22 protein-coding genes are annotated in these 26,964 nt (G+C 69.1%); 9 read left to right on the forward strand and 13 right to left on the reverse strand.

Features of this window, described 5'->3' with window-relative positions; all coding sequences use genetic code 11:
* Positions 1 to 152: 152 nt before the first annotated feature.
* Together OG574_RS02500 and OG574_RS02505 are read right to left on the reverse strand one after the other, a co-directional pair.
* Positions 153 to 821: an NAD(P)-dependent oxidoreductase gene (locus OG574_RS02500; protein WP_326778337.1), complete on the reverse strand. Its 669-nt coding sequence runs from the start codon at positions 819 to 821 to the stop codon at positions 153 to 155.
* A gap of 38 nt (positions 822 to 859) precedes the next feature.
* On the reverse strand, positions 860 to 1,834 hold the full coding sequence (locus OG574_RS02505; RefSeq protein ID WP_326771621.1) for an EamA family transporter: 975 nt from the start codon (positions 1,832 to 1,834) through the stop codon (positions 860 to 862).
* Between the two features lie 78 nt (positions 1,835 to 1,912).
* Here OG574_RS02505 and OG574_RS02510 point away from each other — a divergent pair, with 78 nt between their 5' ends.
* The gene (locus tag OG574_RS02510) at positions 1,913 to 2,821 is read left to right on the forward strand and encodes a LysR family transcriptional regulator (protein WP_326778338.1); all 909 of its coding nucleotides are present in this window, start codon (positions 1,913 to 1,915) and stop codon (positions 2,819 to 2,821) included.
* A 569-nt stretch (positions 2,822 to 3,390) separates the two neighbouring features.
* Positions 3,391 to 4,569, forward strand: coding sequence for a Gfo/Idh/MocA family protein (locus tag OG574_RS02515; RefSeq protein WP_326771622.1), 1,179 nt, complete (start codon positions 3,391 to 3,393; stop codon positions 4,567 to 4,569).
* Between the two features lie 58 nt (positions 4,570 to 4,627).
* Here the strand turns inward: OG574_RS02515 and OG574_RS02520 are convergent, their stop codons facing one another.
* The 6 genes from OG574_RS02520 to OG574_RS02545 are packed head-to-tail and all read right to left on the reverse strand — an operon-like array spanning position 4,628 to position 10,911.
* On the reverse strand, positions 4,628 to 5,983 hold the full coding sequence (locus OG574_RS02520) for a Gfo/Idh/MocA family protein (protein ID WP_326771623.1): 1,356 nt from the start codon (positions 5,981 to 5,983) through the stop codon (positions 4,628 to 4,630).
* Positions 5,984 to 5,985: 2 nt separating this feature from the next.
* On the reverse strand, positions 5,986 to 6,987 hold the full coding sequence (locus OG574_RS02525) for a LacI family DNA-binding transcriptional regulator (protein ID WP_326771624.1): 1,002 nt from the start codon (positions 6,985 to 6,987) through the stop codon (positions 5,986 to 5,988).
* Positions 6,984 to 7,724: a hypothetical protein gene (locus OG574_RS02530; RefSeq protein WP_326771625.1), complete on the reverse strand. Its 741-nt coding sequence runs from the start codon at positions 7,722 to 7,724 to the stop codon at positions 6,984 to 6,986. The genes OG574_RS02525 and OG574_RS02530 overlap by 4 nt, the downstream gene beginning before the upstream one ends.
* Before the next feature lie 15 nt (positions 7,725 to 7,739).
* Entirely contained in the window at positions 7,740 to 8,618 is an 879-nt protein-coding gene (locus tag OG574_RS02535) for a carbohydrate ABC transporter permease (RefSeq protein ID WP_326771626.1), read from the reverse strand.
* Positions 8,619 to 8,620: 2 nt separating this feature from the next.
* The gene (locus tag OG574_RS02540) at positions 8,621 to 9,589 is read right to left on the reverse strand and encodes a carbohydrate ABC transporter permease (RefSeq protein WP_326771627.1); all 969 of its coding nucleotides are present in this window, start codon (positions 9,587 to 9,589) and stop codon (positions 8,621 to 8,623) included.
* 41 nt (positions 9,590 to 9,630) lie between these two features.
* Complete coding sequence (locus OG574_RS02545; protein ID WP_326771628.1) at positions 9,631 to 10,911, reverse strand: ABC transporter substrate-binding protein; 1,281 nt, start codon at positions 10,909 to 10,911, stop codon at positions 9,631 to 9,633.
* Positions 10,912 to 11,567: 656 nt separating this feature from the next.
* Between OG574_RS02545 and OG574_RS52635 the strand changes: the two genes are divergently transcribed.
* Positions 11,568 to 11,849 carry a hypothetical protein gene (locus OG574_RS52635; RefSeq protein WP_398380440.1) on the forward strand — a complete coding sequence of 94 codons (282 nt, stop codon included), beginning with the start codon at positions 11,568 to 11,570 and terminating at the stop codon, positions 11,847 to 11,849.
* On the forward strand, positions 11,842 to 12,093 hold the full coding sequence (locus OG574_RS02555) for a hypothetical protein (RefSeq protein ID WP_398380442.1): 252 nt from the start codon (positions 11,842 to 11,844) through the stop codon (positions 12,091 to 12,093). Before OG574_RS52635 ends, OG574_RS02555 begins: the two co-directional genes overlap by 8 nt.
* A 72-nt stretch (positions 12,094 to 12,165) precedes the next feature.
* On the opposite strand, the gene ligD is transcribed toward OG574_RS02555, so the two are convergent.
* Both ligD and OG574_RS02565 read right to left on the reverse strand, forming a co-directional pair.
* Entirely contained in the window at positions 12,166 to 13,095 is a 930-nt protein-coding gene (ligD, locus tag OG574_RS02560; protein WP_326771629.1) for a non-homologous end-joining DNA ligase, read from the reverse strand.
* Positions 13,096 to 13,110: 15 nt separating this feature from the next.
* The gene (locus OG574_RS02565) at positions 13,111 to 14,958 is read right to left on the reverse strand and encodes a transketolase (RefSeq protein WP_326771630.1); all 1,848 of its coding nucleotides are present in this window, start codon (positions 14,956 to 14,958) and stop codon (positions 13,111 to 13,113) included.
* An 854-nt stretch (positions 14,959 to 15,812) separates the two neighbouring features.
* Here OG574_RS02565 and OG574_RS02570 point away from each other — a divergent pair.
* The 3 genes from OG574_RS02570 to OG574_RS02580 all read left to right on the forward strand — a co-directional run bounded on the left by OG574_RS02570 (position 15,813) and on the right by OG574_RS02580 (position 20,254).
* Positions 15,813 to 16,604 (forward strand): COG4705 family protein, encoded by a 792-nt coding sequence (locus OG574_RS02570; RefSeq protein WP_326771631.1) that lies wholly within the window; start codon positions 15,813 to 15,815, stop codon positions 16,602 to 16,604.
* A 126-nt stretch (positions 16,605 to 16,730) separates the two neighbouring features.
* Positions 16,731 to 17,297: a YcxB family protein gene (locus OG574_RS02575; protein WP_326771632.1), complete on the forward strand. Its 567-nt coding sequence runs from the start codon at positions 16,731 to 16,733 to the stop codon at positions 17,295 to 17,297.
* A 752-nt stretch (positions 17,298 to 18,049) separates the two neighbouring features.
* On the forward strand, positions 18,050 to 20,254 hold the full coding sequence (locus tag OG574_RS02580; protein ID WP_326778340.1) for an N-acetylmuramoyl-L-alanine amidase: 2,205 nt from the start codon (positions 18,050 to 18,052) through the stop codon (positions 20,252 to 20,254).
* Here OG574_RS02580 and OG574_RS52640 read toward each other — a convergent pair.
* Positions 20,247 to 20,645 carry a VOC family protein gene (locus OG574_RS52640; protein WP_398380445.1) on the reverse strand — a complete coding sequence of 133 codons (399 nt, stop codon included), beginning with the start codon at positions 20,643 to 20,645 and terminating at the stop codon, positions 20,247 to 20,249. The two genes, OG574_RS02580 and OG574_RS52640, sit on opposite strands and share 8 nt — an antisense overlap.
* A 582-nt stretch (positions 20,646 to 21,227) precedes the next feature.
* Positions 21,228 to 22,067: an enoyl-CoA hydratase/isomerase family protein gene (locus OG574_RS02590; RefSeq protein ID WP_326771633.1), complete on the reverse strand. Its 840-nt coding sequence runs from the start codon at positions 22,065 to 22,067 to the stop codon at positions 21,228 to 21,230.
* A 604-nt stretch (positions 22,068 to 22,671) separates the two neighbouring features.
* Between OG574_RS02590 and OG574_RS02595 the strand changes: the two genes are divergently transcribed.
* Positions 22,672 to 23,022: a hypothetical protein gene (locus OG574_RS02595; RefSeq protein ID WP_326771634.1), complete on the forward strand. Its 351-nt coding sequence runs from the start codon at positions 22,672 to 22,674 to the stop codon at positions 23,020 to 23,022.
* Positions 23,023 to 23,433: 411 nt separating this feature from the next.
* Complete coding sequence (locus tag OG574_RS02600) at positions 23,434 to 24,090, forward strand: YceI family protein (RefSeq protein ID WP_326771635.1); 657 nt, start codon at positions 23,434 to 23,436, stop codon at positions 24,088 to 24,090.
* A gap of 783 nt (positions 24,091 to 24,873) precedes the next feature.
* Here the strand turns inward: OG574_RS02600 and OG574_RS02605 are convergent.
* Entirely contained in the window at positions 24,874 to 26,673 is a 1,800-nt protein-coding gene (locus tag OG574_RS02605; RefSeq protein WP_326771636.1) for an ATP-binding SpoIIE family protein phosphatase, read from the reverse strand.
* Between the last annotated feature and the right edge of the window lie 291 nt (positions 26,674 to 26,964).

Genomic DNA, 26,964 nt, shown 5'->3' on the forward strand with positions numbered 1-26,964 from the left:
GGAGAAACAAACGCCACCCAGATCACCGCTCCCCACAGAGCCCCCGGGCCGGAAGTCACTCGGCGCTGAGCCTGCGCTCTGGAGCGGATCCGGCGACCGTACGCGCCATCCCACCGAAGGGCTTCAACGCCCCACAGCACGTGGCTCACCGGCTACGCTGATGGCCGTCTTTCGCTGTGGACGACCGTGATGTGCTCTTCGGGGCCAGGGGCTTCGAGTTCGTCGACCACCGCGACGGCCAGGTCCTCGGCGCTGATCCACGATCGGCCCTCGGCGCTGGTGAGCAAGGTGTCGGTGCCCAGGCGATAGTGGCCGGTGCGTTCACCGGGTTCGAGCAGGGCGGGCGGACTCAGGTAGACCCAATCGGCACCGGTATGAGCCTGGCAGGTTCGCAACTGAGCGATCCCGGCAGCGGCGACGGTCTTCAATTCAGGGGACACATAGGCGGGATTGTCGGCGACCAGCAGTTCGTGACGGCCGGGACTGCGCAAGGCGCCGGCGCCGCCGACCACGAGGACACGAATCCCAAGCTGTGCCGCGATGTCCAGCACCGTACGGGTAGCGCCGACCAAGAACTCCTCGTCGACCGGGACGGTCCGCACGGTCAACACCACGGCGTCCACGGTGCCGTTCGGGACGGAGCACGTAAGCGCCTCGCGCACAGCGTGCGCGTGGCTCACCTCGACTGCGAGCGGCGTCACGTTCGGGTTCTTGCCTGCAAGCTTCCGGGACAGGGCAAGCACATGGTGCCCGCGTGCACTGGCCTCGGTGATTACCCGGCTGCCGACCATCCCGGTGGCACCCAGCACGGCGATCGTCATGCCTGCCCTCGTCGATTCTGTCTTCATCGAATCTGTCTTCATCGAATCCGTCCTTCTCGAACGTGGCCTTCTCGAATGTGATGTTCTGTCGACCCGTCGCGCGCGATGCGGCCGGACAGGCTCGGGGCGTTGAACTGCGCGGCGAGCAAGCCGGCCAGGGCAACAACGAAGCCAAGGGTCTGCAGCGGGCTCAGTGACTCGCCCAGCACGATTCCGATGACAGTCGCGACCAGCGGTGACAGCAGTACCAGCGGTGCGGACGCGCCGACCGGCAGCTCTGCGATCCCGCGGAACCAGAGGGCATACGCGATCAGCCCACCCATGCTGCCGAGCCATAGGTAGCCGCCGACAGCTCCGGCGTCGATCCGCTGCGGCACCCCCTCGATCGCGAGGGTGAGTGGGAGCAGCAGCAGGCCGCCGACCGTCAGTTGCCAGCCGGCCAGGGTCAACGGACCGACGCCCGCGGGGCGGCCCCAGCGCTTGGTGAGGACGACCCCGCCGGCCATGAGGGCCGTATGGCCGAGGCCGGCGAGCACCCCGACGGCGTCCAGCCGGGCCTTCGGACCGAGCACGACGAGTCCCACACCGACCACGCCGATCACACCCCAGGTCAGTCGCCAGAGCGTGGGTCGGTCGTGGAGCACCGCGATGGCCAAACCTGCGACCAGCAGCGGCTGGGCAGCACCGAGTGTGGCGGCGACGCCGCCGGGGAGTCGTTCGGCCGCCAAAAACAGCAGAGGCAGCCCTCCGATGTTGAGCACGCCAAGGATGACGGCTTTCCACCACCAGTCCCCGCGCGGGAGCACCCGGGTGATCGCCAGTGCGAGCAACCCGGCCGGCAACGCGCGCATCAGCCCAGCGAAGAGCGGATGCCCTGGCGGTAACAGTTCCGTGGTCACGACGTACGTGGTGCCCCAGGAAGCGGGAGCGAGTGCGGTCAGTGCGACGGTTGCCACCTGCTGCGCGTACGGGGTCCGCTGCAGGCCGGGTGACCGCTTGGTCAAGGAGTGCATGTGACGGAGTCTCAGCACAACGCGTCATGAATCCAACACATGCTTGCGATGGCAGCCATGAACCAGAACGATTGCGGTGTGGACCTCCAGCAGATGCGCTACGTCATCGCCGTCGCCGAAACCCGCAACTTCACCCGCGCCGCGGAACGCTGCTCCGTGGTGCAGTCGTCACTCAGTCACCGGATCGCCGGCCTGGAACGAGAGCTCGGGATCAAGCTGTTCGCCCGATCCAGCCGGCGGGTCGAACTGACCAGCGCCGGTGCGGCGTTCGTCGCCGGCGCGCGTGAGTGTCTGGCCGCTGCCGACCGCGCAGTCGCCGACGCTGCCGCCGCGACCGGCGTGATACGCGGCCGACTCGCCGTCGGCGTGATCGTGACCACGGCCGCCGTCGACGTACCCGATCTGCTGCAGCGGTACCGCGCCCAGCACCCGGACGTCCACGTCGCCCTCCGCTCCGGACGCAGTGACGAACTGGCGACGGCGATCCGGAACGGCGATCTGGACATCGCCTTCCTCGGCCTTCCGGAGGGTGATCGGCCGTCCGGTGTGGAAAGCGTTGTGCTCGATCACGACGAGCACGTACTGGCGGTACCGGCCGGGCACCGTCTTGCGGGCGTATCCCATGTCACCCTGCGGGAGATCGCCGACGAGACGTTCGTGGACTTCGTGGCCGGGACACCGGCCCGAGCCCAGTCCGATCAGGCGTTCGCCGCCGCAGGCCTGGTCCGCGACGTTGCGTACGAGTCCGGCGTCGTCGAGCTGATCACCCGGCTCATTGCGCGCGGGCTCGGCATTGCGCTGCTGCCATCAGCGTTCATCCGACCACTGGCCGCGGACACCCCCGAACTGGCACTGGTCCCAGTGGTCGACGGCCCTCATCGCATCGAGTATCTGGCGTGGAGCCGATTCAACCCCAGCCCCGCCACTCGAGCCATGCTCAGGGTGCTCGGGGTCGGACGACAGGCGCTGGAACAAGAGGTCCTGTAATGCGATGGCCGGTAGGGAGCCTCTCACCGCTCGTCCACTCGAGGGCCTCGTCTCACCAGGCCCGCCATCGCCCGTATCCGTACATGTCGCTCCACTCTTGCCACCCGATCGCGGCGGCACGGATGCGAGGTGGGGCCGCTGCGGGCATGTGGGGCTGCTCCTTCGGCTTTCGTCCAGAGCTGACTGCCGAACCCGGAGAAAGCGCTTTCTGGCTCATGACCTCAGAGCGCTGTACCATGCCGAAACAACCCCCGGCCGAACGGAAGTTGACCTTGTCCGCACCCCATCTCGCGACGCGAAACAAGGTGTTCGGGCGGTCGGACAACAACGAGACGAAGTGCCAAAAACCCGCGGGACAGGGTCCGGCCATGTGACCAACTACCGGGTCACGTCCGGAAGGCTGCGGCCTCAAGCCCCTCACGCCGGCCGTAGGCCCGTTCCACACCAGCCCACCGTCCAGGCCGGCCTGCTGGACGGCCCACTAGGAGACACATGAACGCGTTGGCGTCGGACTGCATCCGCGATCAAATCCCGTGTACCCGGACGGCGTCCGTCCGCCGCATCGCACGGTGACGGCGCAGCCCGTCGCCGTCGTCCTCGTCGGCGGCCGCGGCTTCGGCCGCATCCACCGTGCGAACCTGCGTCGGCTCACCGGACAAGGTCAGGTCCAGGTCGTCGGGGTCTGCGACCAAAGCCCCCTCGACGCGGAAGAGTTGGACGGGCTCGGGCCTTTCGCGTCCATCTCGCAGTCCGCGGATCTCAAGGCACTCCTGGAGCGCACCCGCCCCGCGGTGACCATCATCAGCACACCCCTCCATACGCACGTCCCACTCGCGCTGACCGCCGTCCGGGCCGGATCGCACGTACTGCTCGAGAAGCCGCCCGCGTCCTCCTTGGCCGGCTTCCAGCAGCTCGCCGAGGAACTGGACCGGTCCGGTCGCGTGTGTCAGGTCGGGTTCCAGTCCTTCGGTTCCGCGGCGGTGGCATCCGTACGGCAGTTGATGGCGGACGGCTCAATCGGGCGGCCTGTGGGCATCGGTGCCGCCGGAGCGTGGGTGCGAGAGGCCCGGTACTACGCCCGCTCGCCTTGGGCCGGACGCCGCCGCGTTGCCGTCGGCCCCGGGGCGCGGGACATGGTGGACGTCGTCGACGGCGTGCTGACCAATCCCCTCGCCCACGCCCTGGCCACCGCGTTGCGTGTGGACGGCAGCGATCGCCAGGACGACGTGGCCGGCGTGGAGTTGGAGCTCTACCGGGCCCATGACATCGAGGCCGACGACACCTCATGTGTCCGTGTGACGACTACACACGACACGACCATCACGCTCGCCGCGACCCTGTGCGCCGAGCGGAACGCCGCGCCCTACATCGTCGTGCACGGCGAGCAGGGCCGTATCACTCTGCACTACACCGAGGACCGTGTACTTCTGGAACGGCAGGGTCAGGCACCCCAGGAGTACGAGCACCCACGTACGGACCTCCTGGAGAACCTGATCGCCCATCTCCGTGACGGCGAGGAGCTGTTGAGCCCACTGGAACGCAGCGGCGCCTTCACCCGGGTGCTGGAGGCCGTGCGCATCGCGCCCGAGCCGGTTCGCCTGCCCCCGGGCGTCTGGCACGTGCTCGGCGAGGGTGCCGAGCAGCGTCGGGTGATCCCTGGTATCGACGCCCTGACCGCATCGAGCGCCGGTCGCCTCGCGCTGTTCTCCGAACTGGACGCGCCCTGGGCGAAGGCGACGGAGGGCTGACCTCCGGCCTCCGCCCCACGGCTGCTGCCCTCGGGGCGCAGCTTGTCGGCCGGGGCCGTCAGTGCTTCGTCGTGTGGCGCTCCCCGAACAGGTCCGTCGCGTCCACGGGCCGCCCCGTCGCAAGGGACTCGTTGCCGGCGATGCCCACCGCCAGTGCGAACGCGCCGTCGCGGGCCGTGGCCCCCTTGCCCGCTGCCGGAGCTGCTCCCTCGTCGGAGCCGTCGCCGAGCGGACCGAAGAGTTCCTTGAGCATGCGCAGATCCCCACCGCCGTGCGAGCCCGCCGCCACCTCGAAGGTCACCTCGCGCGGCTCCTCCCACAGGGGGCGCAGCAGGATGCGGGTACGGCCCGGGTTGGCCATCAGCACGCCGCCATGCGCAGCCTCTCCCCCGGGGGCCGCGGTACGCGGGGGCTGCCACGTGTTCTCCTCCACCTCGAGCTCCAGGCGGCCCGCGGTGCCGTTGAACATGACGCGGTAGCCCTCCCAGGGCGAGTACGCCGTCAGGTGGTACGTCATGGTGGCGCCGGTGTCGTAGCGGACAAGGACCGCCAGGTCGTCCTCGATGTCGATGCCGTCACCGAAGACGTTGCGGTCGCGCACATAGGTGTCGCCCGCGGCCTCTGCGTCGAGGTACAGAGCGGTGAGCCCGGGGTCGTCCGCCAGGTGGATCGCGTACGGGTCGTCGGCTGCCGCCGCGTCGCCGTGCGCGCGTTCGTAGTCGCGGCGCAGTCCGGTCGCCTCGCCGTTGCCCCGGCCGTAGAAGACGAGCCCGCCCTCGGCGTGGACGCGTGAGGGGGTGGCGTTCAACCACCAGTTGACGAGGTCGAAGTGGTGGCCCGACTTGTGCACGAGGAGGCCGCCGCTGCGCCGCTTCTCGCGGTGCCAGCGGCGGAAGTAGTCGGCGCCGTGACGGACGTCGAGGAGCCACTCGAAGTGCACCGACCGCACCTCGCCTATCGCGCCGTCGGCGAGCAGCTGCCAGACCTTTTCGTGGGCCGGGTTGTAGCGGTAGTTGAAGCCGACCGACAGGTCGCCGCCGGTGCGCTCCAACGTGTCGAGGATCGCACGGCACTTGGCGGCGTCGGTCGTCAGGGGCTTCTCCGTGACGACGCGGCAGCCCGCCTCCAGGGCGGTGATGATGTAGTGGTCGTGGGTGGCGTCGACGGTGGTGACGACGACCTCGTCGATCCGTTCGCGTCGCAGCAGGTCCGCGAAGTCGTCGGGCGCGGTGGCGGTTGCCTCCGGACGGCCGAGGCCGGTGAGCAGCCGGTTGTGGTGGGCGATTCGGGTCGGGCTGGGGTCGGCGAGCGCCACCACGTCGTAGTGGGCGCGGGCGCCGAGGGCCTGGGTGTACATCTGGGCACGGTGTCCGGTGCCGACGACGGCAGCGCGCCGGGTGGTGAGGGCGGTCATGGTCAGGGTTCCTTCCGTGGGGCGGGGCCGGTGGAACGGCGGACGATCAACTCGCTGTCGAGGACGACCTGCTGGGGATCGGCCGACTGCGGGCCGCCGGCCTCGATGCGGCGCAAAAGGAGATTCACGGACTGCTCCCCCAGCGCATCGAGCGGCAGGCGCACCGAGGTGAGCGCGGGGGTGGAGGTCGCGGCGAGGAGTATGTCGTCCACGCCGACGAGGCTGACGTCGTCGGGGACGCGCACACCGCGCTCGCTCAGCCGGGACAGGATCCCCAAGGCCAGCAGGTCGTTGTGCGCCACGACGGCAGTGGCTCCGGAGGCAAGGGCGAGGTCGGCGACCTGCGCTCCGGTATGGAACTTCGGCTCGTGCGGGCCGAACTCGCTGATCTTCAGGCCCAGTTCCTCGCACGCCGCGCGCACGGCGTGGCCGCGCTGCTCGCTCGACCAGGAGTCGCGGGCGCCCAGGACGAGGGCGAGGTGACGGTGCCCGAGGGCATGCAGATGCGCCACCGCCTGACGCAACCCGTCGGCTGTGGGCATGACGACCGTCGGCACTCCCCGCACGGGCCGGTTGGCAATGACGCTGGGTACCTGCTGGATGATCTCGTCGAGGCGCTCGGTGTCCATGCGTGGCGCGACGAGGAGCAGCCCGTCGACCTGGCGGGCGAGGGTGAGGGCCAACTCGTATTCGTCGTCGGGGTCTTCGTCCGTGTCGGCCAGGAACACCGCATAGTCCTTGCGGCGGGCGCGGGCCTGTACTGCCTTGGCGACCACCGCGAAGAAGGGGTTGGCGATGTCGGGCACGATCAGGCCGAGGGTCCGGGTGCGGCCGAGGGCGAGCGAGCGGGCGACGCGGCTGGGTGTGTAGCCGAGCCGGGCCGCCGCTGCGAGGACCCGCTCACGGGTCTCGGGTCTCACCTGTTCGGGCGACGCGAAGCAGCGGGAGACGGTGGAGGGAGACACTCCTGCCTCCGCTGCCACGTCCTCGGCGCTCGCAGTCATGAACTCGCCCCGTCGGAAGAGCGCGACGGTCCTGTGCGCAGGACCGTCCCACCGTGACGGCGACGCTCTGTCCGTACGGCCTTCTCCTCGCGGCCGCGTCGCTCCACCGCCACAGCCGCGAGGGCGAGGACGCCCGACACCAGCGGGAGGAGGAGCAGTAATTGCCAGGCGCAGACTGCCGTCGCGCATACGGCGGCCGCGAGTATCACCGAGCCCACGAGGTCGTCGCGGGAGCGCGCCAGGGCGACGCGCCGCCACCCGGCGAAGCCGCTGGCGAGGGTCGCAGGGCCGGCATCGCCCGGCTCGCTCCACGCGGCAGCCGCGCGCAGCTGCACGACGACCACGGCGACGCCGGCTGCCGCACACACCACGACGAGCAGGCCGTGGCCGGGCAGATCGCCGGCCACAGCGGCTATCCGCAGGTCGGCCGCGAGGAACGCGAGGGACGCGAGCCCCGCCGCACCGCGCAGGGTTCCACCGCGCAGTGCGCGGCGCCAGTCGGCGGCGAAGCGGCGGGCCGTGCCCACGCTCGGGCCGTCGGGCACGCAGCGGCGCACCGCCGCGCAGCCCGCTGCCATCGCTGCGGGCCAGGTCACCAGTGGCAGGGAAGCCAGCGTCACGAGCACGCCGATCCACAGGACTTCGGCGAAGAGCGTGAAGCGTTCACCGTACGGGGTATCGCGCACCCGGCCGTCTCGGTGACCGGGGTCGCGCCGGGTCGTCATCGCATACGTCATGACCGTGACCGCCCTTCAGCCCTTGAGCCCGGAGGTGGCTGCGCCCTCGATGAGCAGGCGCTGGAACGCGGTGAAGAAGGCGATCACCGGCAGCAGGGAGAGGACCGACATGCCCAGCATCGCTCCGTAGTCGGTGGCGCTTGAGGAGTCGACGAACAGACGCAGGGCCAGCGGCAGCGGATAGTTCTCCGGCGACTGGAGGTAGATCAGCGGGGCGAAGAAGTCGTTCCACGACCAGATGAACGTGAAGATGGCTGTGGTGATCAGTGCGGGTCGCAGCAGTGGCAGCACGATGTGCCAGAAGATCCGGAAGTGGCCGCAGCCGTCGATCAGGGCGGCCTCGTCGAGGCTCTGCGGCAGATTGCGGATGAACTGCACCATCAGGAACACGAAGAACGCGTCGGTGGCGAGGAACTTGCCGAGCAGCAGCGGCACGAAGGTGTCGACCAGGCCGGCCTGCTGGAACATCGTGTACTGCGGGATGAGCAGAAGGTGGTGCGGGAGCAGGATGGTGCCGATCATCGCGGTGAACATGACGCCGCGGCCGCGGAAGCGCAGCCGTGCGAACGCATACGCCGCGATCGAGCACGACAGCACGTTGCCGATCACCGAACCCACCGAGATGATCAGCGAGTTGGAGAAGAACCGCCAGGTCGGCACCTCCGCGATGCCTTCGAGAGCGGTACGGAACCCCTCCCACGTGGGCCGAGAGGGAAGCAGGTCGAAACTGGAGAGGATCTCCTGGGGCGGCTTGACCGATGAGGTGAACACCCACACCACGGGGTAGAGAAGGGCGAGCAGCAGCACGGCGGCGCCGCCGTGCCAGAGCAGGGCGCCCCGGTCGAACGGCCTGCGTCGGACCCCTTGGGTTCGAGGGATGGTCGGGGTCGTCATGGTCACTTCTCCTCGCCCGCGTAGTGGACCCAGCGGCCCGATGTCTTGAACAGGACCGCGGTCACGACACCGATGACGATCAGCAGCACCCAGGTCAGGGCGGCCGCGTAGCCCATCCGGAAGTCGTTGAAGCCGAGTTCGTACAGGTACATCGAGTAGACGTACGTGGAGCCCGCCGGGCCGCCGGTGCCGTTGGAGAGCACGAAGGCCGAATTGAACATCTGGAAGGCGTGCACCATCTCCAGGACCAGATTGAAGAAGATCACCGGAGAGAGCATCGGCACGGTCACGGAGACGAAGCGGCGGATCGGCCCGGCGCCGTCCACCTCGGCCGCCTCGTACAGGTCCCGCGGGATCTGTTGCAGCGCTGCCAGGAAGATGACCATGGGCGCGCCGAACTGCCAGACGGAGAGGGCGACCAGGGACATCATCGACCAGTCGGGGTTGGACACCCAGCCGCCGGTGTCCAGGCCGAAGATGCCGGCGGCGCGGTCGACGACGCTGCCGGTGGAGAAGAGCAACCTCCAGACGATGGCCGCGCCGACGCTGGCGCCGATGAGCGAGGGCAGATAGAAGGCGGCCCGGTAGAAGTTGCGGCCTCTGCGTTTGGTGTGCAGGAGCAGCGCCACGCCGAGGGCCACGGCAAGCTTGAGCGGGGTGGCGATCAGCACGTACTGGAGCGTGACCAGGACCGAGTCGCGCACCTGCGGATCGTCGAAGAGGATGCGCCGGTAGTTCTCGAGGCCGATCCAGTTCGGGGTGTCGAAGAGGTTGTAGTCCGTGAAGGACATGAACAGCGAATAGAACATCGGAGCGAGGGTCAGCAGACCCGCTCCGATCATCCAGGGAGTCAGGAAGACATACGCCGCACGATCGCCGGCCCGGCGGCGCCTGCCCGGGGCGACGCGGCGGGTGTGGGGGTCTCGGCGGGCCGCTGGTATCGCGGCCTCGGTCGTCGTCGTACCGGCCATGGGTTCTCCATAGGTCGTGGGGGTTCTCGGGCCGGCAGTCGTCAGGAGAGGACGACCTTCGCCTGATCGAAGTAGAGGTCGACGGCCTCGTCCACGGAGATGACGCCGTAGCCGAGCTTCTCGGCGATGCGCTCCAGGCGGACGTTCAGGGTGGAGCCGCCGACTCCGGGGGCGGGCGGTGTTGCCGCTGCCACGCCGGCGATCCGCTTCTCGTAGCCCTGGGTCAGGCGCACGAACGGGTCGTCGGTGCTGGCCGCGCCCTCCTGGCGGGTGGTGGGCGCCATGCCGATGTTGGTGCCGAGGATCTTCGCGACGCGCCGGTCGTTGATCATGAAGTTGATGAACTGCGCGGCCTCACTGCGGTACGGCGTCGCGCCCGAAGCGCTGAGCAGCATGCCCGGCTTGGCGTAGAGGCCGCTCGTGCCGGTGTCGGTGGGCGGGGTGGTCAGCTTCAGGCGGGTCCCGCGCGCCTCGCTCCGGCTGCCGACCTGGTTGTCCCACTCGAACATCGAGGCCGCACGGCGCGCGGTGACCGGAGCGCCCGGCTTCGCCTCCAGGATGACCCGGGCACCCGCGATCCCGCCGGCGTCGCGCCAGCGCTCGATGAACGACAGGTAGCCGTGCAAGTCGTCGGGTGTGAAGCCCAGTTGACCGGCCTCGGTCCACGCCGTCTTACCGTGCTGCATCATCCACATCTCGACGCCCATGTAGTTCTGGCCGGGGTTGTCGACACCGACCTGTGCGCCCTTGGTGAACTTGGAGATCCTGGCGGTCTGTTCGACGAACGTCTCCCAACCCGTCTTCAGATCCGGCGGAGTGGCCCCCGCCTCGGCATAGAGCCCGGCGTCGTACATGAGCGCGATGCTGTTGCGCGACAGCGGAACGCCGACGCGGCGACCTTCGATCAGGCCGGCGGTCCGCAGCGCGGGCACGACGGCGCTCGCGTCGATCTCCTTGCCGGCACCGGTGAGTTCGGCAAGGTCGGCGAGGAGGTCGTGACTGGCGAAGGTGCGCAGCCAGGCATAGTCGACGTGCAGCAGGTCGGGCGGATTGCCGCCGGCGAGCGCAGTGGTCACCTTCTGCCAGTACGCGTCGAAGCCTACGAAGCTGGTCTTGATCCGGATACGCCGATGATCGCGTTCGAATACCGCGATGCACTGGTTGATGAGTTCGGCCCGGCCGGCATCACCCCAGAAGAAGTAGCGCAGCGTGGCCGTGCCGCCGGAGGCGACCGAACGCGCGCCGCTGCTGCAGCCCGTGGCGAGTCCCGCGGACAGCAGGGCTGCCAGGGCGGTACGGCGGGAGGGGGCGTCATTGCCCATGCGGCTCCTCCGCGAGGTAGGTCAACTGCGTTGCGTCAATTTCTTGTTGAGGCGCGACTCTTGCAGGCGCTCGCAGAGCCGTCAATGCTTCCAGCAAGCGCTTTCTCACAAGGGTTGCAACGGGACGGGCAGCGGGCATGCAGCCGCGTCCGCTCTGCGGATCGGTACTCTCGACAACTCCTGCGAGCGCTCGCAGAGCAGGGTGGCCGCAAGGTCGCAGGCTTGACATCGCGGCCACCCCGGCACCCAACCCGGGGACAACGCGTTCGAGGGCGGCCGCCTGACCGGCGTCTTCGAACGCTGACCCTTGGCCCAGGCCCCGACACACCCAGCGAGCCCGGGGCTGTCCGTTCTCCGGCACACCCGGAGAACGGACAGCCCCGGGCACAAGCATCTACGGGAGGCGAGAAGGCCCACCGCCCCCAACGCCTGTGCAACGAGGTCTCCCCCGTGCCGCGCGAAGCGCATTCAGCCGGTTCGCCGACTCCCGCGAGAGGCTCAAGCGGCTGACCATGAATACCCCCCGCCGTCCCGGGACACCCGGGGAACGTGACATTCCGCGATCTGCCATGCGTACGTGGTCCCTACACCGGCCGTCGCCGGGCGAGCTGCCCGCGGTAGGAGCTGAGCAATCACGCAGAGGAGCAGCTGTAGCCATGACCCACAACAAGAGAGACAAGGAAGTCATGCGGGAACTGCTCCGCCATCACGGGCAGACCTATGCCGCCGAGGCCCACATCCAATTGAAGAACACCACGCAGCCGCTCTACCGGACGCTCGTCCTGGCGTACCTGCTCAGCGCGCGATCCGTGCTTCTGCGACTCGTCCTGTGCGCGGAGCCTGGGACACGGAGCCGCCAGCATCAGACATCCTTTCCATCCGCCGGGGTACCCGCGTGCCACACCAGCCCACCGAGGAAGGGAGAGATCCGTGAGTGACCGCCGACCCGAGGAGCCGGTACCGGGGCCCATCCCGAGGGACATGCCCGACCAGCAGGCAGGCACCGGCGCTGATCCCTGGGAAGCCGCAGGCGATGTGGCACAGCCGACCAATGGGGAGCGGCACGAGCCCGACCCGGAGATCCCCGACACGGACGAAGCGGGTACCGGCCGACGGGGCACCACCCCGCACTCCGGAAGCCCGAGCCCCGAGCACCCCGTGCCCGACGAACCGTCCGGCTGACGCTCCGCGCCAGGTGACAGCTCCGGCACAGGGGGCTGGACAGAACGGCCGCCACACTCGGTCGGTCGGCTGTCACCCACGGAGGGATGCGAGTCGGCGCACGGCCGGTCCCAGGGTCCGTCCGTGCGTCATCAGCCCCGCCCAGGGGCTGGTGCGACCCTGCTCGGCGGCATCAGCAATCGTCCAGCGCCGCGCGTCCAGCCGTGGATCGTCCAACTGGCTCCGGGAGAGGGGGACGGCGACCGGCGCACCGGGCTTGGCACGGACGGCGAAGGGAACCACAGCGGTCTGCGCGTAGGCGTTGCGCTGCACGTCGAGGTAGAGCCGGTCGCCGCGATCCCTCTTGCGGGGCTCGGTGGTGAGTTCGTCAGGGTGCTCGCCCGCGAGGGTGCCGACGACGTCCGTGGCGAAGTCGCGCACCTCGTCGAAGTCGTGGCACCTGGCGAGGGGGACAACAACATGCAGGCCCCGCGAGCCGGTGGTCATCAGCCCGGACGGGAGTTTCAGCTCGTCGAGCAACTCCCCCAGGAGTCTTGCCGCTTGACGCACGGAGGTGAAATCACCCCCGTCCGCCGGGTCGAGGTCGAGGACCAGGCGGTCGGGCCGGTCGATCCGGTCGGCTCTGGACAGCCAGCGGTGCAGCGTGAGGCATGCATGATCGGCGAGGTGGACGAGTGTCGCGGTGTCCTCGCACACGGGATGGACGACCGTGCCGCCCTCTTTGGGCACCTCGGCGCGTTCGATCCAGTCCGGGTAGTGGTCCGGGGTGTTCTTCTGGACGAACTGGGGCCTGTCGATCCCGTCCGGGTGCCGTTCCAGCATCAGCGGGCGGCCCCGCAGGTGCGGCATCATGAAGGGTGCGACCGCGCGGTAGTACTCGACGAGGTCGCTTTTCGTGTACGCCTCGCCGCGCCTGCTCCCGCTCGCGGGAAGCAGCACCTTGTCCGGGCGGTGGACGTCGACGGTCCGACGGCCCACACGGACCGTCTCGGAGCTGGTCATCTCGGAGTCCTTCGGTCAGCGCACGACGGCCGTCTCGACCAGCAGCCGCGCCGCCGCCGCGATCGACTCGGCATCGATACCGGCTGCGTGCAGTTGCTCCGCGGGACTCGCCGAGCCGGGCATCGTCCGGACAGCCAGGCGCACGAGGCGCGGTACGGGACGGCCGTCGGTAAAGGCGTCGAGCACCGAGTCCCCGATACCGCCCTCCGCGCGGTGGTCCTCCACTGTCAGGAGGCAGCCGGTGCTTTCGGCGGCCTCGCGCAGGGTGCTGCGGTCGACGGGCTTGACGGAGTAGAGGTCGATCACCCGGACCTGGATGCCCTCGCGGTCGAGCAACTCGGCGGCCTTCAGCGCCTCGTGGAGGGTGACGCCCGCCGAGACCACGGTCAGCCGGTCCTCGCCGGATGCGCGCAACACTTTGCTTCCGCCGATCGGGAACTCCTCGGTGGGGCTGTAGATGACGGGGGTGTCGCCGCGGGAGGTGCGCAGATAGCGGATGCCCTCGAGGTCGGCCATCTCCGCGACGAGCTTCGCCGTCTGGTTGCCATCGCACGGGTACAGCACCGTCGAGCCGTAGATCGCCCGGAACATCGCCAGGTCCTCGAGCCCCATCTGCGAGGGCCCGTCCTGACCGATGGCGACGCCCGCGTGCGACCCGACCAGGTTGATCCCGGCCCCGCTGATCGAGGCCATGCGCACGAAGTCGTACGCGCGGGTGAGGAACGCGGCGAAAGTGGAGGCGTACGGCACCCAACCGCGCGTCGCCATCCCGACCGACGTGGCGACCAGTTGCTGCTCGGCGATGTAGCACTCGAAGAAGCGGTCGGGGTGCTCCTTGGCGAAGAACTCGGAGCGCGTGGAGTCGCTCACCTCGCCGTCCAGGGCGACGACGTCGCCACGGGCGGTTCCGACAGCGGCGAGAGTCTTCCCGTAGGCGTCGCGGGTGGCGACCTCGTCACCCGTCTCGTAACGGGGAAGGTCCGCATGGCCCGAGCCCACGGGATGCAGCATCCGTGCGGCGGACGGATGCTGCACCTCTACCCGTAGGTCGCGTACGCCGCCGAGTTCGGCGATCGCTTCCTCGGCGTCCGGCAGCGGCTTGCCGTGCAGGCCCTCGCGGTCCTGGACGGATGCCACGCCCTTGCCCTTGAGGGTGCGGGCGAGGATCGCGGTCGGCTGCCCGATGGTGGACAGGGCCTCGCCGTAGGCGCGGTCGATGGCGTCGACGTCGTGCCCGTCGACCTCGACGGTGTGCCAGCCGAAGGCCTGGAAGCGGCGCGCGTAGGCGTGCAGGTCGTGTCCGTGCCGGGTCGGGCCGCGCTGGCCGAGGCGGTTGACGTCGACGATCGCCGTGAGATTGTCCAGGTGCTCGTAACCCGCGTGCTCGGTGGCCTCCCACACGGAGCCCTCGGCGAGCTCGCTGTCGCCGCACAAGACCCAGACGCGGTATCCGGTTCGGTCGAGCCGCTTGCCGGCCAGCGAGATGCCGACGGCGACGGGCAGCCCCTGTCCGAGCGAGCCTGTCGCCGTCTCGACCCATGGCAGCTGCCGTGGCGTCGGATGTCCTTCGAGCCGGCTGCCGAGCCTGCGGAACGTCAGCAGCTCGGTGTCGTTGATCGCGCCGGCCGCCTTGTACGCGGCGTACAACAGCGGGGAAGCGTGCCCCTTCGAGAGTACGAACCGGTCATTGCCGGGATGTGCGGGGCGGTCGAAGTCGTAGCGCATGTGGTTCGCCAGGAGAACGGCCATCAAGTCGGCAGCAGACATCGAGGAGGTGGGATGCCCGGAGCCCGCGGCGGCGGAGGCGCGGATGCTGTCGACGCGCAACTGCTGGGCGAGTTCTGAAAGTTGACGGGTATTCATGTCACTCCTTCCGAGGGGTTGTCGCACCGGACGGGGCTCCCGCTACGCACGCCGGCGGTTGCTTGCGCACCGGCGCGCAGCTGAACAGATGCCCGTACGCGGCGACCTCCGTCCCCGTGTCCGGCCCCGACAGCCACGAACGTGCAGCGCGAGAAGCAGCGCCCGGGGTCGTCGGCAACGGCGGGAGGGGCTCGACGTGTCTGATCCCGTGGTCGCACAGATGCGGCGCGTCGGGCAGCCCGTGTACGCGGCGACGCCTGGAAAAGGCAACAGTTTGTTGCCGTTCCGGGCGGCCTTGGGCAGGGACGCCCGGGGCGCAGTGCAGGCCGGCTGACACCCGGCGAAGTCGGCGCCGTCGATCACGAAGCGGGGTCGAACCACGGTTCGCCTCCGAGAAGGTCGCTCTTACGCGCTTATCGCGTCCCCCTGACATGAGCGTCCAAACGTGCAGCCGTGGTCCCGCGTGCGTACTTCCAGGGCCACGGACCCCCGGGTTGCGGGACACTCATTCCTGCGCACTGCCCGGCAGTGCCTGCGCGTCGCAGCGCACCCATACGCCCTGAAATCGTGTCCGAGGGGTCGCCGGCGGAGCTCCAAGACGTCATATTCGCTGGTCACAGCATTGGTGTCGTTGCTTACCGCGGATGATCCGAGGGCCGCGCGCTGACGGGGACACGGGCGCCCGTCCGTCACCCCTGACGCCTCACCGACAACGCTGAGGACCGAAGCACCCCGATTCCGTGGTACCGCGGACTGATCCGCGCCCGCCGGGTCGTACCGCGGTGCTACGTGACCGCTGCCGTGCGCACGTCCGTTCAGGTTGCGTACAGGCTCAAAGTGCCATCGTGCGGATCATGACCGCACAGCACGTCCTCGACGACCGCCCCCTCGTCCCCGTACGCCGGATGGCGAACAAGGTGCCAGAGGTGACCATCTATTTCTGGATCATCAAGGTGCTCACCACCGGCATGGGTGAGACGGCGTCGGACATCCTGGCCCGCACCCTCGGCCCGGTGCCGGCGGTCGCGCTCGGCGGCCTCGCTCTGGTGGCCTCCCTGGCCGTCCAGTTCATCCTCCGCCAGTACGTCGCCTGGGCCTACTGGACCGCCGTCGTCATGGTCAGCGTGTTCGGCACCATGGCCGCCGACGTCCTGCACATCGGGCTCGGAGTCCCGTACGCCCTGTCGACGCCGGCCTTCCTCGCCGTACTGGCCGCGGTCTTCATGCTCTGGTACGCGAGTGAGCGGACTCTGTCGATCCACTCCATCCAGACGCGCCGCCGCGAGGCGTTCTACTGGGCGGCCGTCCTCGCCACGTTCGCCCTCGGCACCGCCGCGGGTGACCTCACCGCCACCGTCGGCTTCGGCTACCTGGGGTCGGTCGTCCTCTTCTCGGTCGGCATCTGCGTGCCCGCCCTCGCCCACCGCTTCGGCGCCCTGAGCGCGGTGACCGCGTTCTGGACCGCGTACGTCATCACCCGCCCCCTCGGAGCTTCCCTCGCCGACTGGATGGCCCTCGGCCACGCCCGCGGCGGCCTCGGCCTCGGCCTGGCGCCGGTCACCCTCGCGTGGACCGTCGCGATCATCGGATTCGTCGGCTACATGGCCATGTCACAGCGCGACACGGGCGCCCACACCGCAGCCTGAGGATCAGGGCGCGCAACGCGCGGTGGAGTCTGGCTCCGAGGCTCGCGGCACCGTGCGCAACGGCGGCCGTCCGCCCCAGCACCGAGGTCCGGTACGATCCGCACTTCTTCGTACCGGGGAGGGATCATGGCCGAGAGCGGCGGTGCCGAAGGCACCGACAACAGCGCGGGAACCTATGACGATGTCGTGGACGAACAGACCGCGGTCCGGCTGGTGTACCGGCCCCAGTCTGCCGACGCACTGGTCGGCCTGCGGGTCCGCGAGCGGATCAAGCGGACCGGGCTACTGCTGCGAGGGGTGTTCCTCGCACTGTGGGTGGGGCAGTGGCTGCTCTCCACCGTGGGCCGCGGGAGTATCGACGTGGTCTCGACGGTCCTGTTCTTGTTCGTCGTACTGGTGGTGTGGGGGTATCCGCGGCTGCAAGCCGCACAAGTGCAGCGGGTCGTCGGATGGCAGGGCGAGTACCGCGCCACCGTGTCTCCGGCCGGGATCACCTGCCGCACCGACCACAGCACTTTGATCCAGAAGTGGTCCGTCTTCCGGGGCTACCGGGAGACGGCAGGTCACTTCGTCCTGCTCAGCCGGGACCCCAACATCTCGTGGCTCGGTGTCCTTCCCAAACGGGGCGTGCATGAAGGTGAGGGCCTCGACCGGCTGCGCGCCATTCTGGACGAGCACACCCGTCGCGTGTGACGGACTCGAAACAACGGGCTGGTGAATACGGCGTCGTCGGGGTCGCGGCGTCTGGTGTGTCCCCCGCCCGGCCGCCGGCACACCTCCGAGAACATGTGCTGTGAAAGGGCTGGCACTTGCCTCGGGAGCCCTGGATGATCGCCGGGGCAGTGGCCGCGCGAGACGAAGTGGCATCCGGGTGCTCAGGACGGAGCGGGAGGGGCCCATGGGATGGTTCATCGGAATCGGTGTGCTCGGAGGCTTGGCACTCATCACCGCAGGCGCGGCGTCGATGCGCACAGGCTGGACGCCGCCCCGGAGCCGAGTCACCCGGCCCTCGGTCTACGGACTCGGAGCACTGCTGGTGGGTGTGCCGTGCGTGGTGCAGGGGCTCTTCTACTTCCGAACCCTGCCAAGCCCACCTTGGGAGGTCCGCTTCTTCGGACTCAACGCCCTTGTATTCTCCGGGCTGATCCTCATCGGAGTGAGCCAGATGCAACGCAGAAGGTGAACTTCTCACCAACTTCGAACGACCCCCATGCGCCGGTCGCCTTGAGCTGACCAACTCCCGGTATCGCCACCCGACTTCACGCGAAGTGATCTCCGTCACCCCACTCAATGGCGAGGTGACGTTTGCCGGCTGGGCCGCGCTGTCTGAGTGAGCCATCCCGTGACGGATGTGCCTCACGTGACTTTGGTAAGTGGCCCTTCGCGGCCTTCTATTGGGGTGGATCGTCTTGAGTCGTACCTCGCGTGCATACAGACCGCTGAGCCTGAAACGACGGGCGTGGATCACGCTCGGCGCGGTAGTGCTGGGTGGAGGGGGCCTGGTGACCTACGCCGTGGCCACCCCTTCCCAGGATCCAGGAGCGGCGGGCCGGGCCAAACGGCCCGTGAAGGTCTACGACCTCGCGCTGAAGGGCACCACGAGCGGCAAGCGTGAACTGCCGGGCACGCAGACCAAACAATTCTCGATGCTCGGCGTCTCCTGGACCGGGGCGACCAAGCGGCTGCACGGCAGCGCCCAGGTGCGCACCCGCAGCCTCGAGACCGGAGCGTGGACCGCCTGGAAGTACCTCGAGGCGAACGTCGACCCGTTGGAGGGTCCCGAGGCCGGGGCCGAGATGCGCGGCGCGTCCGAGCCGCTGTGGGTCGGCCCCTCCGACGGCGTCCAGGTCCAGGTCGTCCACAAGAACGGCTCCACCGACTCGGGGCTGCCCAAGGGCCTCGAGGTCAACCTGGTCGACCCCGGCGTGGCGACCAACGCCGAGATGAAGGCCAAGCCCGCCGCCTACGTCGCGCCGGCCGTCAGCGACAGCGCTTCGCCCACCGACTCGGTCACGCCCACCGACTCCGCGTCCCCGAGCGACTCCGCCGTCCCGTCCGCGCCCGCGTCGGCTTCCTCCACCCCGAGCACGCCCGCGAGCCCGTCGGCCACCATCCCCACGGCTCCCCCGTCCACCGTGCCCGAGCCGCCGATCACCTCGCGGGCCGGCTGGGGCGCCGACGAGTCGCTCAGCCCCGACCCGTCGGAGTACAACCCCGATGTGAAGGCCGTCTTCGTCCACCACAGTGACGGGGCGAACGACTACTCCTGCGCCGACTCCGCGGCGATCGTGCGGGGCATCTACGCGTACCACACCCAGACCAACGGCTGGAACGACATCGGCTACAACTTCCTGGTCGACAAGTGCGGCACGATCTTCGAAGGCCGCAAGGGCGGCGTCGACCGACCGGTGCTCGGCGCGCACACCTACGGCTGGAACCGGGAGTCCACGGGCATCGCGGTGCTCGGCGACCACACCTCCACCGGCGCCACCAACGCCGCGCTGACCTCTGTCGCCCGTATCGCGGCCTGGAAGCTCGGCCAGTACAAGGCCGACCCGGTCTCCACCGTGAAACTCACCGCCGGCGCGACGCAGACGAACTACTTCGGCACCAGTTTCACGGCGGGCAGCCAGTACACGTTCAACCGGATCTCCACCCACCGCGACGGCTACAACACCCAGTGCCCCGGTAGCTCCCTCTACGGCCAGTTGCCGACGATCCGCGCCTGGGCGTCCGGCCCGGTGCAGGACCTGAAGGTGACCTCGCTGTCCGGCGCCGGTCAGTCCGGTTCGACGTACTACACCAAGGGCGCCATCACGGCGAAGTGGTCGACGACGACGCCCGGTTCGCTGATCTCCAAGTTCGAGCTGCTGGTGGACGGCAAGGCTGTCGCCACCGCTTCCGGTACCGCCACCTCCGTGGGCACCACCCTCGCCCTGGGCACCCACACCGTCGCCGTGCGGGCCGTGCACCAATCCGGCAGGACCACGACGACCACGGCGCTGAACGTCGTGGCGGAGACGACGGCACCGACCTTCACCACCGCACCGAAGCTCTCCCTGCGCACCGGCACGGTCAACACCAGCTCCGTGCCGGTCACCCTCGGCTGGAAGGCGACCGACAACACCGCGCTGAAGTCCGTGAGCCTGCTGACCCCGACGACGGCCACCTTCGGCCCGACGACGGCCAGCTCCAGCCGCACCGCCGCGTCCGGCACAGCGAGCACCTGGTCGATGAAGGCCGACGACTACGCGGGCAACACCCGTACCTCCTCCGCCTCCTTCACCCCGGTGATCCTTCAGGAGACCTCGGCCACCAAGTCCGGTACCTGGACATCCCGTTCCTCCACGAGCTACCTCGGCGGCAAGTCGTACTCCAGCGGTTCCAAGGCCGCGAGCCTCACCTGGACGTTCACGGGCCGCTCAGCCTCGTGGGTGGCATCGCGGGCGTCCAGCTCCGGGCAGGTGTACGTATACGTCGACGGCGTCAAGGTCAGTACCGTCGACCTGAAGTCGTCCAGCACCCTGTACCGCCAGGCCATGTGGACCAAGTCGTGGTCCAGCAGCGCCAAGCACACCGTGAAGGTCGTGGTGGTGGGCACGAGCGGTCGTCCGACGATCACGACGGACGGACTCGTCTACATCAAGTAGCTCCCCGCCCTGCGACACGGCAGCGGCCTTCACGATCCGACCAGGTCCCCTTGATCGTGAAGGCCGCTGTCGATTGCGCCCTGCGCTCTGATGCCCGCGACGAGCACGGTCGCTGGACAACGCAGAACTCGTTGCCTTCCGGGTCCTGCAGCACGACGGCGTAGTGCCCCATGTCCGGGTCATCCGTGGTCCGAAGCACGCCGGCGCCGGCTGCGATCAGTCTTGCCACTGTCGTGGTGACCCCCTGCGTGCGGACCGCCAGCCCTCCGTACAGGTCCGACTCGCCCACTGAGGCCCCCCTCACCGCGGCCGCCGACCACCTTCCAGATCTTCCTGGACGCTCGGCATCCCTCGGTCGAAGTCCTGGCGAACCCTCGGCAGTTGACCTCACCCCCAAGATCCCCGGCAGAGTCAAGCCAGGGTGTCCGGGTCAGCCGCCCTGGCCGGCGTTTCCGACCGGGCCGGCCTCTACCAGGGTGCCCGGCCGCCGCCCGCTGGGACAGACCCGTCACCCGACCGATCTCGACCCCGACCGGTGGCATGGCTTCCTCAACCCGCAACGCCCGCGCCCCGGGGCAGCCGCCTGGCCACACCGCGTAGTCCGTGAGCGCCCCCGGAATGCCACCCGGTGCACGGCCGCGCGGAGCGCCGCCACAGACGCGAGGTCACGTCGTCCACCGCGGCACCGGTCGCGTCCACGAGCGCCAGGTCCCAGCTGCCGTGCGAAGCCTCAGGTGCTCCGTCATAGCTGTGACGGAGCGCTGGTGGGCCACTCCGAGCATCGCAGTTGGCCGCAGAACAGTGAGGGCGCGCAAGTCCTCGGACGCAGATCTCGTGTGTTCCATACGTGAGCCGACTGCGGTTCCAACGGCCGTGCCGGTGCTCCGCTTCGCGTGGCCTGCTGGTCAACGTCGTAGCCGCGGATCGGGGTGCTTGGAGGCCACGGGTCGGAGGCATGGTTCCGTCATCTGCATCAGTCGACGGCCTTCAACTCGCCCAGCGCGTCACCGAGGTCGAGCTCGGTACGGCCACGGGTCTGGAAGCCCTGCTGGAAAAGCTCTGCCGTGCGCTGCTGTGCTGCCTCACCCCGAACGAGTTGCTGGAACAGGGCCGCATCTGCGCGTACATCGGCAGGAGTTGCCAGGCTGATGGCGTTGATGGCTGATTTGGCCGCAATCAGTGCATCACGCGGGAAGCCCCCCATTCGCGCGGCAATGCCGGCTACGAACTCGTCCAGCTCGGCGTCGGGTACCGCGCGGTTGATCCATCCGTAGCGTTCGGCGAGTTCGGCATCGAAGTCGGCCGACGTCAGCACGGCCTCGAGCGCTCGGCCCCGGCCCAGCAGACGGGTCAGGTGCTGGATCGCTCCCGCGCCGGGCGGGGTTCCGATGCCGACTTCGGGCTGGCACAGGACAGCGTTCTCCCGGGAGGCGAAGCGCATGTCGCAGGCGAGGAGGAACTCGCTTCCCGCCCCCCGTGCCCGGCCGCGCAGCTTGGCAATGGTGACGGCCGGGATCTCGCTGAGCCTGCGGAACAGCATCCCCAGGGAGGCGTCGCCCGGACCTCCGGCTTTAGCGGCTTCAGCGGTGTACTCGGGCACTTTGGTCAGGTCTACGTGCGGGAAGAAGAAGTCCGGGTCCGCGCTGTCGAAGACCACCACTCGTGCAGCCGCCGGCTGGGAAAGCTCCTCGAGCAGTCCGACGAGATCGCGCACGAGCTCGGGACCGATGAGGTTGATCGGCGGGGCGTTGAAGGTGGCGGACAGGACGTTGCCGTCCAACCTGGTGCTGATGGTTTCGTACGAGGCTGTCATGTCCCATTCCTCTCGGCGCTCATCACGGCCCGGTGGCGATCCCGGCCGTCAGGGCTCGTACTCCTCGAATCGCAGCACGGCCGATGCGGCAATCTCCTTCCCAGCCGCTGTACACGGTCAGGCAGTGGTCTCGACGACCCGACGCAGACACCCTTCCACTCTCTCCCCGATCACCCACTCGCACAGCCCTGGAGCGTGATTCCCGCACGCTGAACGCACTCCAGGCACGTGACTCACCCTGTTCGATTTTCGCTCGATACGTTGGGGGCGGAAACAGCCATCTGGCGTGGATAGCCTCTCGTGTGGTCGGAGGCGAGTCTGTGTGCTGCACACCTGGCCGCGGAGCGTGGCACCGGCACGCTTGCACCCCCGCCGATGCCCCCGACCGGCCCGGACAGCGGCGCCGACCGCACGCACGCGGCAGCGCGCACGCGGTGGAGGCCCGATGGCAGGCGACCTTGCTGGAGCATCGAACGGCACGCCAACCGGGCCACCGAAGCCTGAACGCCGCCTCAGGGACGACAAGAGTGCACAAGCAGCTGACACGCGCGGCACCCGCGGCCACACTGTTGACCAGTTCAGCGTGCCCGCCTGAGGAGACCGGATGACCGCGAAGGACGACGCACCACGCCGCCCGTTCCTGATACCCAAGGCGCGGCTCGCGATCGGCTCGGTCACAGCTGCGCTCGTAGTCTTCGCGGCCGGCTACGGCGTAGCCACAGCCACAGCGACCAGTGGTCACAGCAAGGGCACCCAGCGCGAGAGCCGGGCCGACGTCTACCGGGACGGATATTTGGCGGGGCAAAAGATTTCGGGCGCCGGTGAGGAGATCACTGCCGATGCCGCCCGGGAAACCTGCGGTGAACTCTTTTACCAAGCCCCGTACCTGGACGAATGGCAGAGTGGCTGCCTCGCAGGAGCACAGCACCTGGCACCGTATCCACCCTCGAAGTGAACTGCGCGACTGCCCCGCCCGACCTCGAACAGCCGGCCCAACGAGCCGCCCACACAAGGGTCCTGCGGACAGCAGGACGGCTCCCACACGATCGCGGCGCCTCACCTCGGACCTCGGAACAGGGCGGTCTGCACGCGGGGACAGCCTCTTGTTCTCGAGTTCGGGTTGCGAGGGGCGGTCACCGAGTTCGCCACGAACGTCGACCTCGCCACCGCACCGAACCGTGCAGTGACTTTACGTGAAGACGTATCGCCGGACAGTGCATCCACACTCATGACGATCCTGGGTCGATCCTGTGCATCTTTGCAGGCCGCGACAGAGATATCGGACGAGGCCACCCATCTCCCCGCCCACCCCCTCCCCACACCGTGATAACACGGAGTAACTAAAATCGAGGAGGGCTACGACCGCATGGGTATCTTCAGCCGTCGCCAGAGCACGACCATCGAGCCGACGCCTGCCGCCGGCCCCCGTACGCCCTTCCCCGACGACACCGCCGGCGCCACGCTCGACCCCGCCCTTCGCGCACTCACCGGGCAATGGACCATCGACCGCCCCCACAGCCGCATCGGCTTCTCCGTACGCCACGCCATGGTCACCACCGTCCGCGGCGCCTTCGCCGACTACGACAGCACCCTGTACTTCGACGGAGCCCGCCCCTCCCAGTCCCGGGCCGAGATCACCATCCGGGTCGCCAGCGTCGACACCGGCGTCGAACAACGCGACGCCCACCTCATCGGCACCGACTTCTTCGACGCCCGCCGCCACCCGGAGATGACCTTCCGCAGCACCTCCACCACCCACGAAGGCAAAGAGACCTTCCGCATGACGGGCGACCTGACCATCCGCGGCGTCACCCGGCCCGTCGAACTCCAACTCGACTACCTCGGCTCCGTCCTCGACCCCTTCGGCTACGAGCGGGCCGGCTTCGACGCCACCACCACCATCGACCGCACCCAATGGGGCCTCGTCTACAACCAACGCCTCGAAGCAGGCGGCACCATGGTCAGCGAAAAAGTCCGCCTGCAGTTCGACATCTCCGCCATCCGCTCCACACCCATCGCCTAGCCGCACCACCCCGCACAAAAACCCCCACTCCCCCACCACGACAGGTGGGAGCACCGGTCCCTTGTGACAGGCCAGGAAGAACCAGAGGCCGCCGCGTCCTCCGCGGCCGTCGCACCTCCACGGCCTTCACCTCGTCCACCATCCTGGCGAACTCGGCCCCGGCGAGGCGCTCGTAATCGGCTTCATCGAAGGTGGCCTGCACGGCCACGGGACCGCTGGCACGGGACCGCTGATCCGAGTCCGACGACGAGATCATCGACCGCACCTTGGCCGTTCCGGCAGTGGCGGGCAGGCGGGTGAAGTCCCTGAGCCACGACACCGGACAGCCGACGCGTGCTCGGCCGGCAGGCCTGCCCGTCATCAGGTTCCGCCACGTTTTCGAGAAGGAACCGGACTGGGCGGCTCAGGAACCGCGCCGGGACGACGGGATGCGGCTCATCGGCGCGAGTAGCTGTTCGCCCAACGGAGAGAGGCGCGGTAAGCGACCTGCCCCACCTCAAAGGCCGAGTCCGGGAGTGCCGACGCTCGAGGCTTTGGCGCTCGGCTCTGGCGCGTGATTCCAAGCGGCGTATGTACAGCCCGTCCTGCCCCGCGTACGCATCACGCAACGGGCGGCGTGCCAGTTCACAACGCGGCACAGTGGCTCGCCGCGAGCGCCTTCACGGTCAGCATCGGCAGCGAGCTCACCAAGGCGCCATTCGGGCGAAGATGGCACGGCTCCGGGGCTGAGTCGGCTGACGGGCGCGGCGGAGAGAACAACGGAGACACTCGGTCAGGCGCGGGTCAGGGTTCTTCCGGGCCCTCCTCGTCGAGTTCGAACCAGACCGTCTTCCCCTCCGGTTCGGGGCGGATGTTCCACCGGTGGGCCAGCAGGTCGAGGAGGACGAGGCCGCGTCCGGAGGAGGAGAGTTCGCCGGGGGCGCGCCGGTGCGGGACCTCGTCGCTGCGGTCGGTGACCTCCACGCGCAGTCGTCGCCGGCCTGGGGCAACGCCGCTGATTTCGGCCCGAAGGACAGCGGCATGATCGGTGTGGATCAGTACGTTCCCGAGGAGTTCGGAGACGAGCAGGAGGACCGTGTCAACCTGCTCCGGCCGTGCCCAGTCGTGGAGCAGGCCCTGGAATTCGATCCGCGCGTCGGCGAGTCCCTGGGCCTGATCCTGTTCGAGAGTGAAGCGCAGATGCCGCCCGGCCCGGTTCGCATGCACATCCGACGGGTCTCGGCGCAGGAGCAGCAGCGCGATGTCGTCCTCCGTGAAGGAGGCGCCGGGTTGGTCGCCCGCCTCTGCGGGGGACGGGGCCACGACCGCGTTCAGAAGCCGGTCCGCCAGGCCGTCGAGGTCTTCAGGACCGCCCGGGGTCAGCGCATCGCGCACACGGAGCCAACCGGAGTACATGTCGTGTCCGCCGGACTCGATCAGACCGTCGGTGCAGAGCATGAGGATCTCGTTCTCGCGCAGGGAGACGACGCTGACCGGGTAGTCGTCCTCCCCTAGGTCGAGCCCGAGGGGCAGCCCACCCCGCACGTGCTTGAGCAGACAGGTTCCGTCCGGCAGACGCAGCACGGGATGCGGGTGCCCGGCCCGGGCGATGCGCAGGACGCCGCTGGCGGGATCGGCCTCCAGGTAGATACAGGTGGCGAAGCGACCTTCGCCCAGTGACGTCAGGAAGCGGGACGCGCGCACCAGGACGGCGTCGGGGCCGTGGCCCTCGGCGGCGTAGGCGTGGATGGCGGTACGCAGTTGCGACATCAGCCCGGCGGCCTGCACATCGTGGCCCTGGACATCGCCGATCACCACGCCGAGGCGCCCGCCGGGCAGGAGGATGCTGTCGAACCAGTCACCGCCGACCATGAGGCCCCCGCCGGTGGGCACGTACCGGCCTGCGACGGTGAGGCCGTCGACACCGGGGGCGATCCGGCTCATGCTGCTGCGCAGGCCCTGGGAGAGTGCGCGGTCCGCCTGACCGTCGTACGACTGCTCGATGCTCTGGCCGAGCAAGCGGGCCACGGTCAACAGGAACGTGCCCAGACCGCCGGTCATCGGTACCGGGGCGTCGAAGGCCGCCATCCATACGCTGGTGAGCTGGCTGTACGTCGTCAGGGGCAGGAAGGCCCATGCCTCGTAGCCCTGCTTTCCTGCGGGTTCCCAGGCGGACGGGAAGCGGTCTCGATACTCCTGCGGGGAGGCCAGGAAGACGGGGCGCCCGGTCCGGGCCACCTGCGCCGCCGGATGAATCGTGCCGAGAGGCAGTCGAAGCGCGTCGACCTCGCCGTCGCGGAAGCCGACCTGACCCACGCACTTCAGGACTTCGCGGTCGGACCGGAACACCGCCTGACCGCACAACGGCAGGGTGGCGTCAGCCAGCTGGGAGATCAGGGTGAGCGCCTCCCCGAGCGATGCGGACCGCGCCAGGGCGTGCCCCGTCACGAGCAGGTCGGCTCCGCGGTGGCGCGTCCACTCGGACGCCTTGGCGGATCCGGCGGCGGTCGGGCCCGCCAACCGATTGAGTGTCGCGAGCTGGCGCACCTCGGCGTCGTACTCCTCCGAATCGCCGCTCTCGCGCCCGCCACCCACCTGCGGCACTCCCGTCTGCTCGGCGCACTCTGCCTTTCGCTCCTCCCATGTTCCGTCGATCCGCCCCACCTCGCCTGCTCACTCACGCCCCGGCGCCCTTCGACCTCCCGATCCGGATCGAACGCGTTGACGGATGCGGACCGGCGGGACGGAGATCGACAGGCGCCGCTTTGACGACGTTGTCGAGGTTCAGTCGCGGCTGAGGTGAGTCGGCCCTCGAATGCGATCCAAGACGCCGGGGAAGGCGAGGCGCCGGGGACACCGCCCTCTGCTGCCAGCCCACCGTTCATCGATGTCGTC

The sequence above is a fragment of the Streptomyces sp. NBC_01445 genome, from assembly GCF_035918235.1.
Classification (GTDB): Bacteria; Actinomycetota; Actinomycetes; order Streptomycetales; family Streptomycetaceae; genus Streptomyces.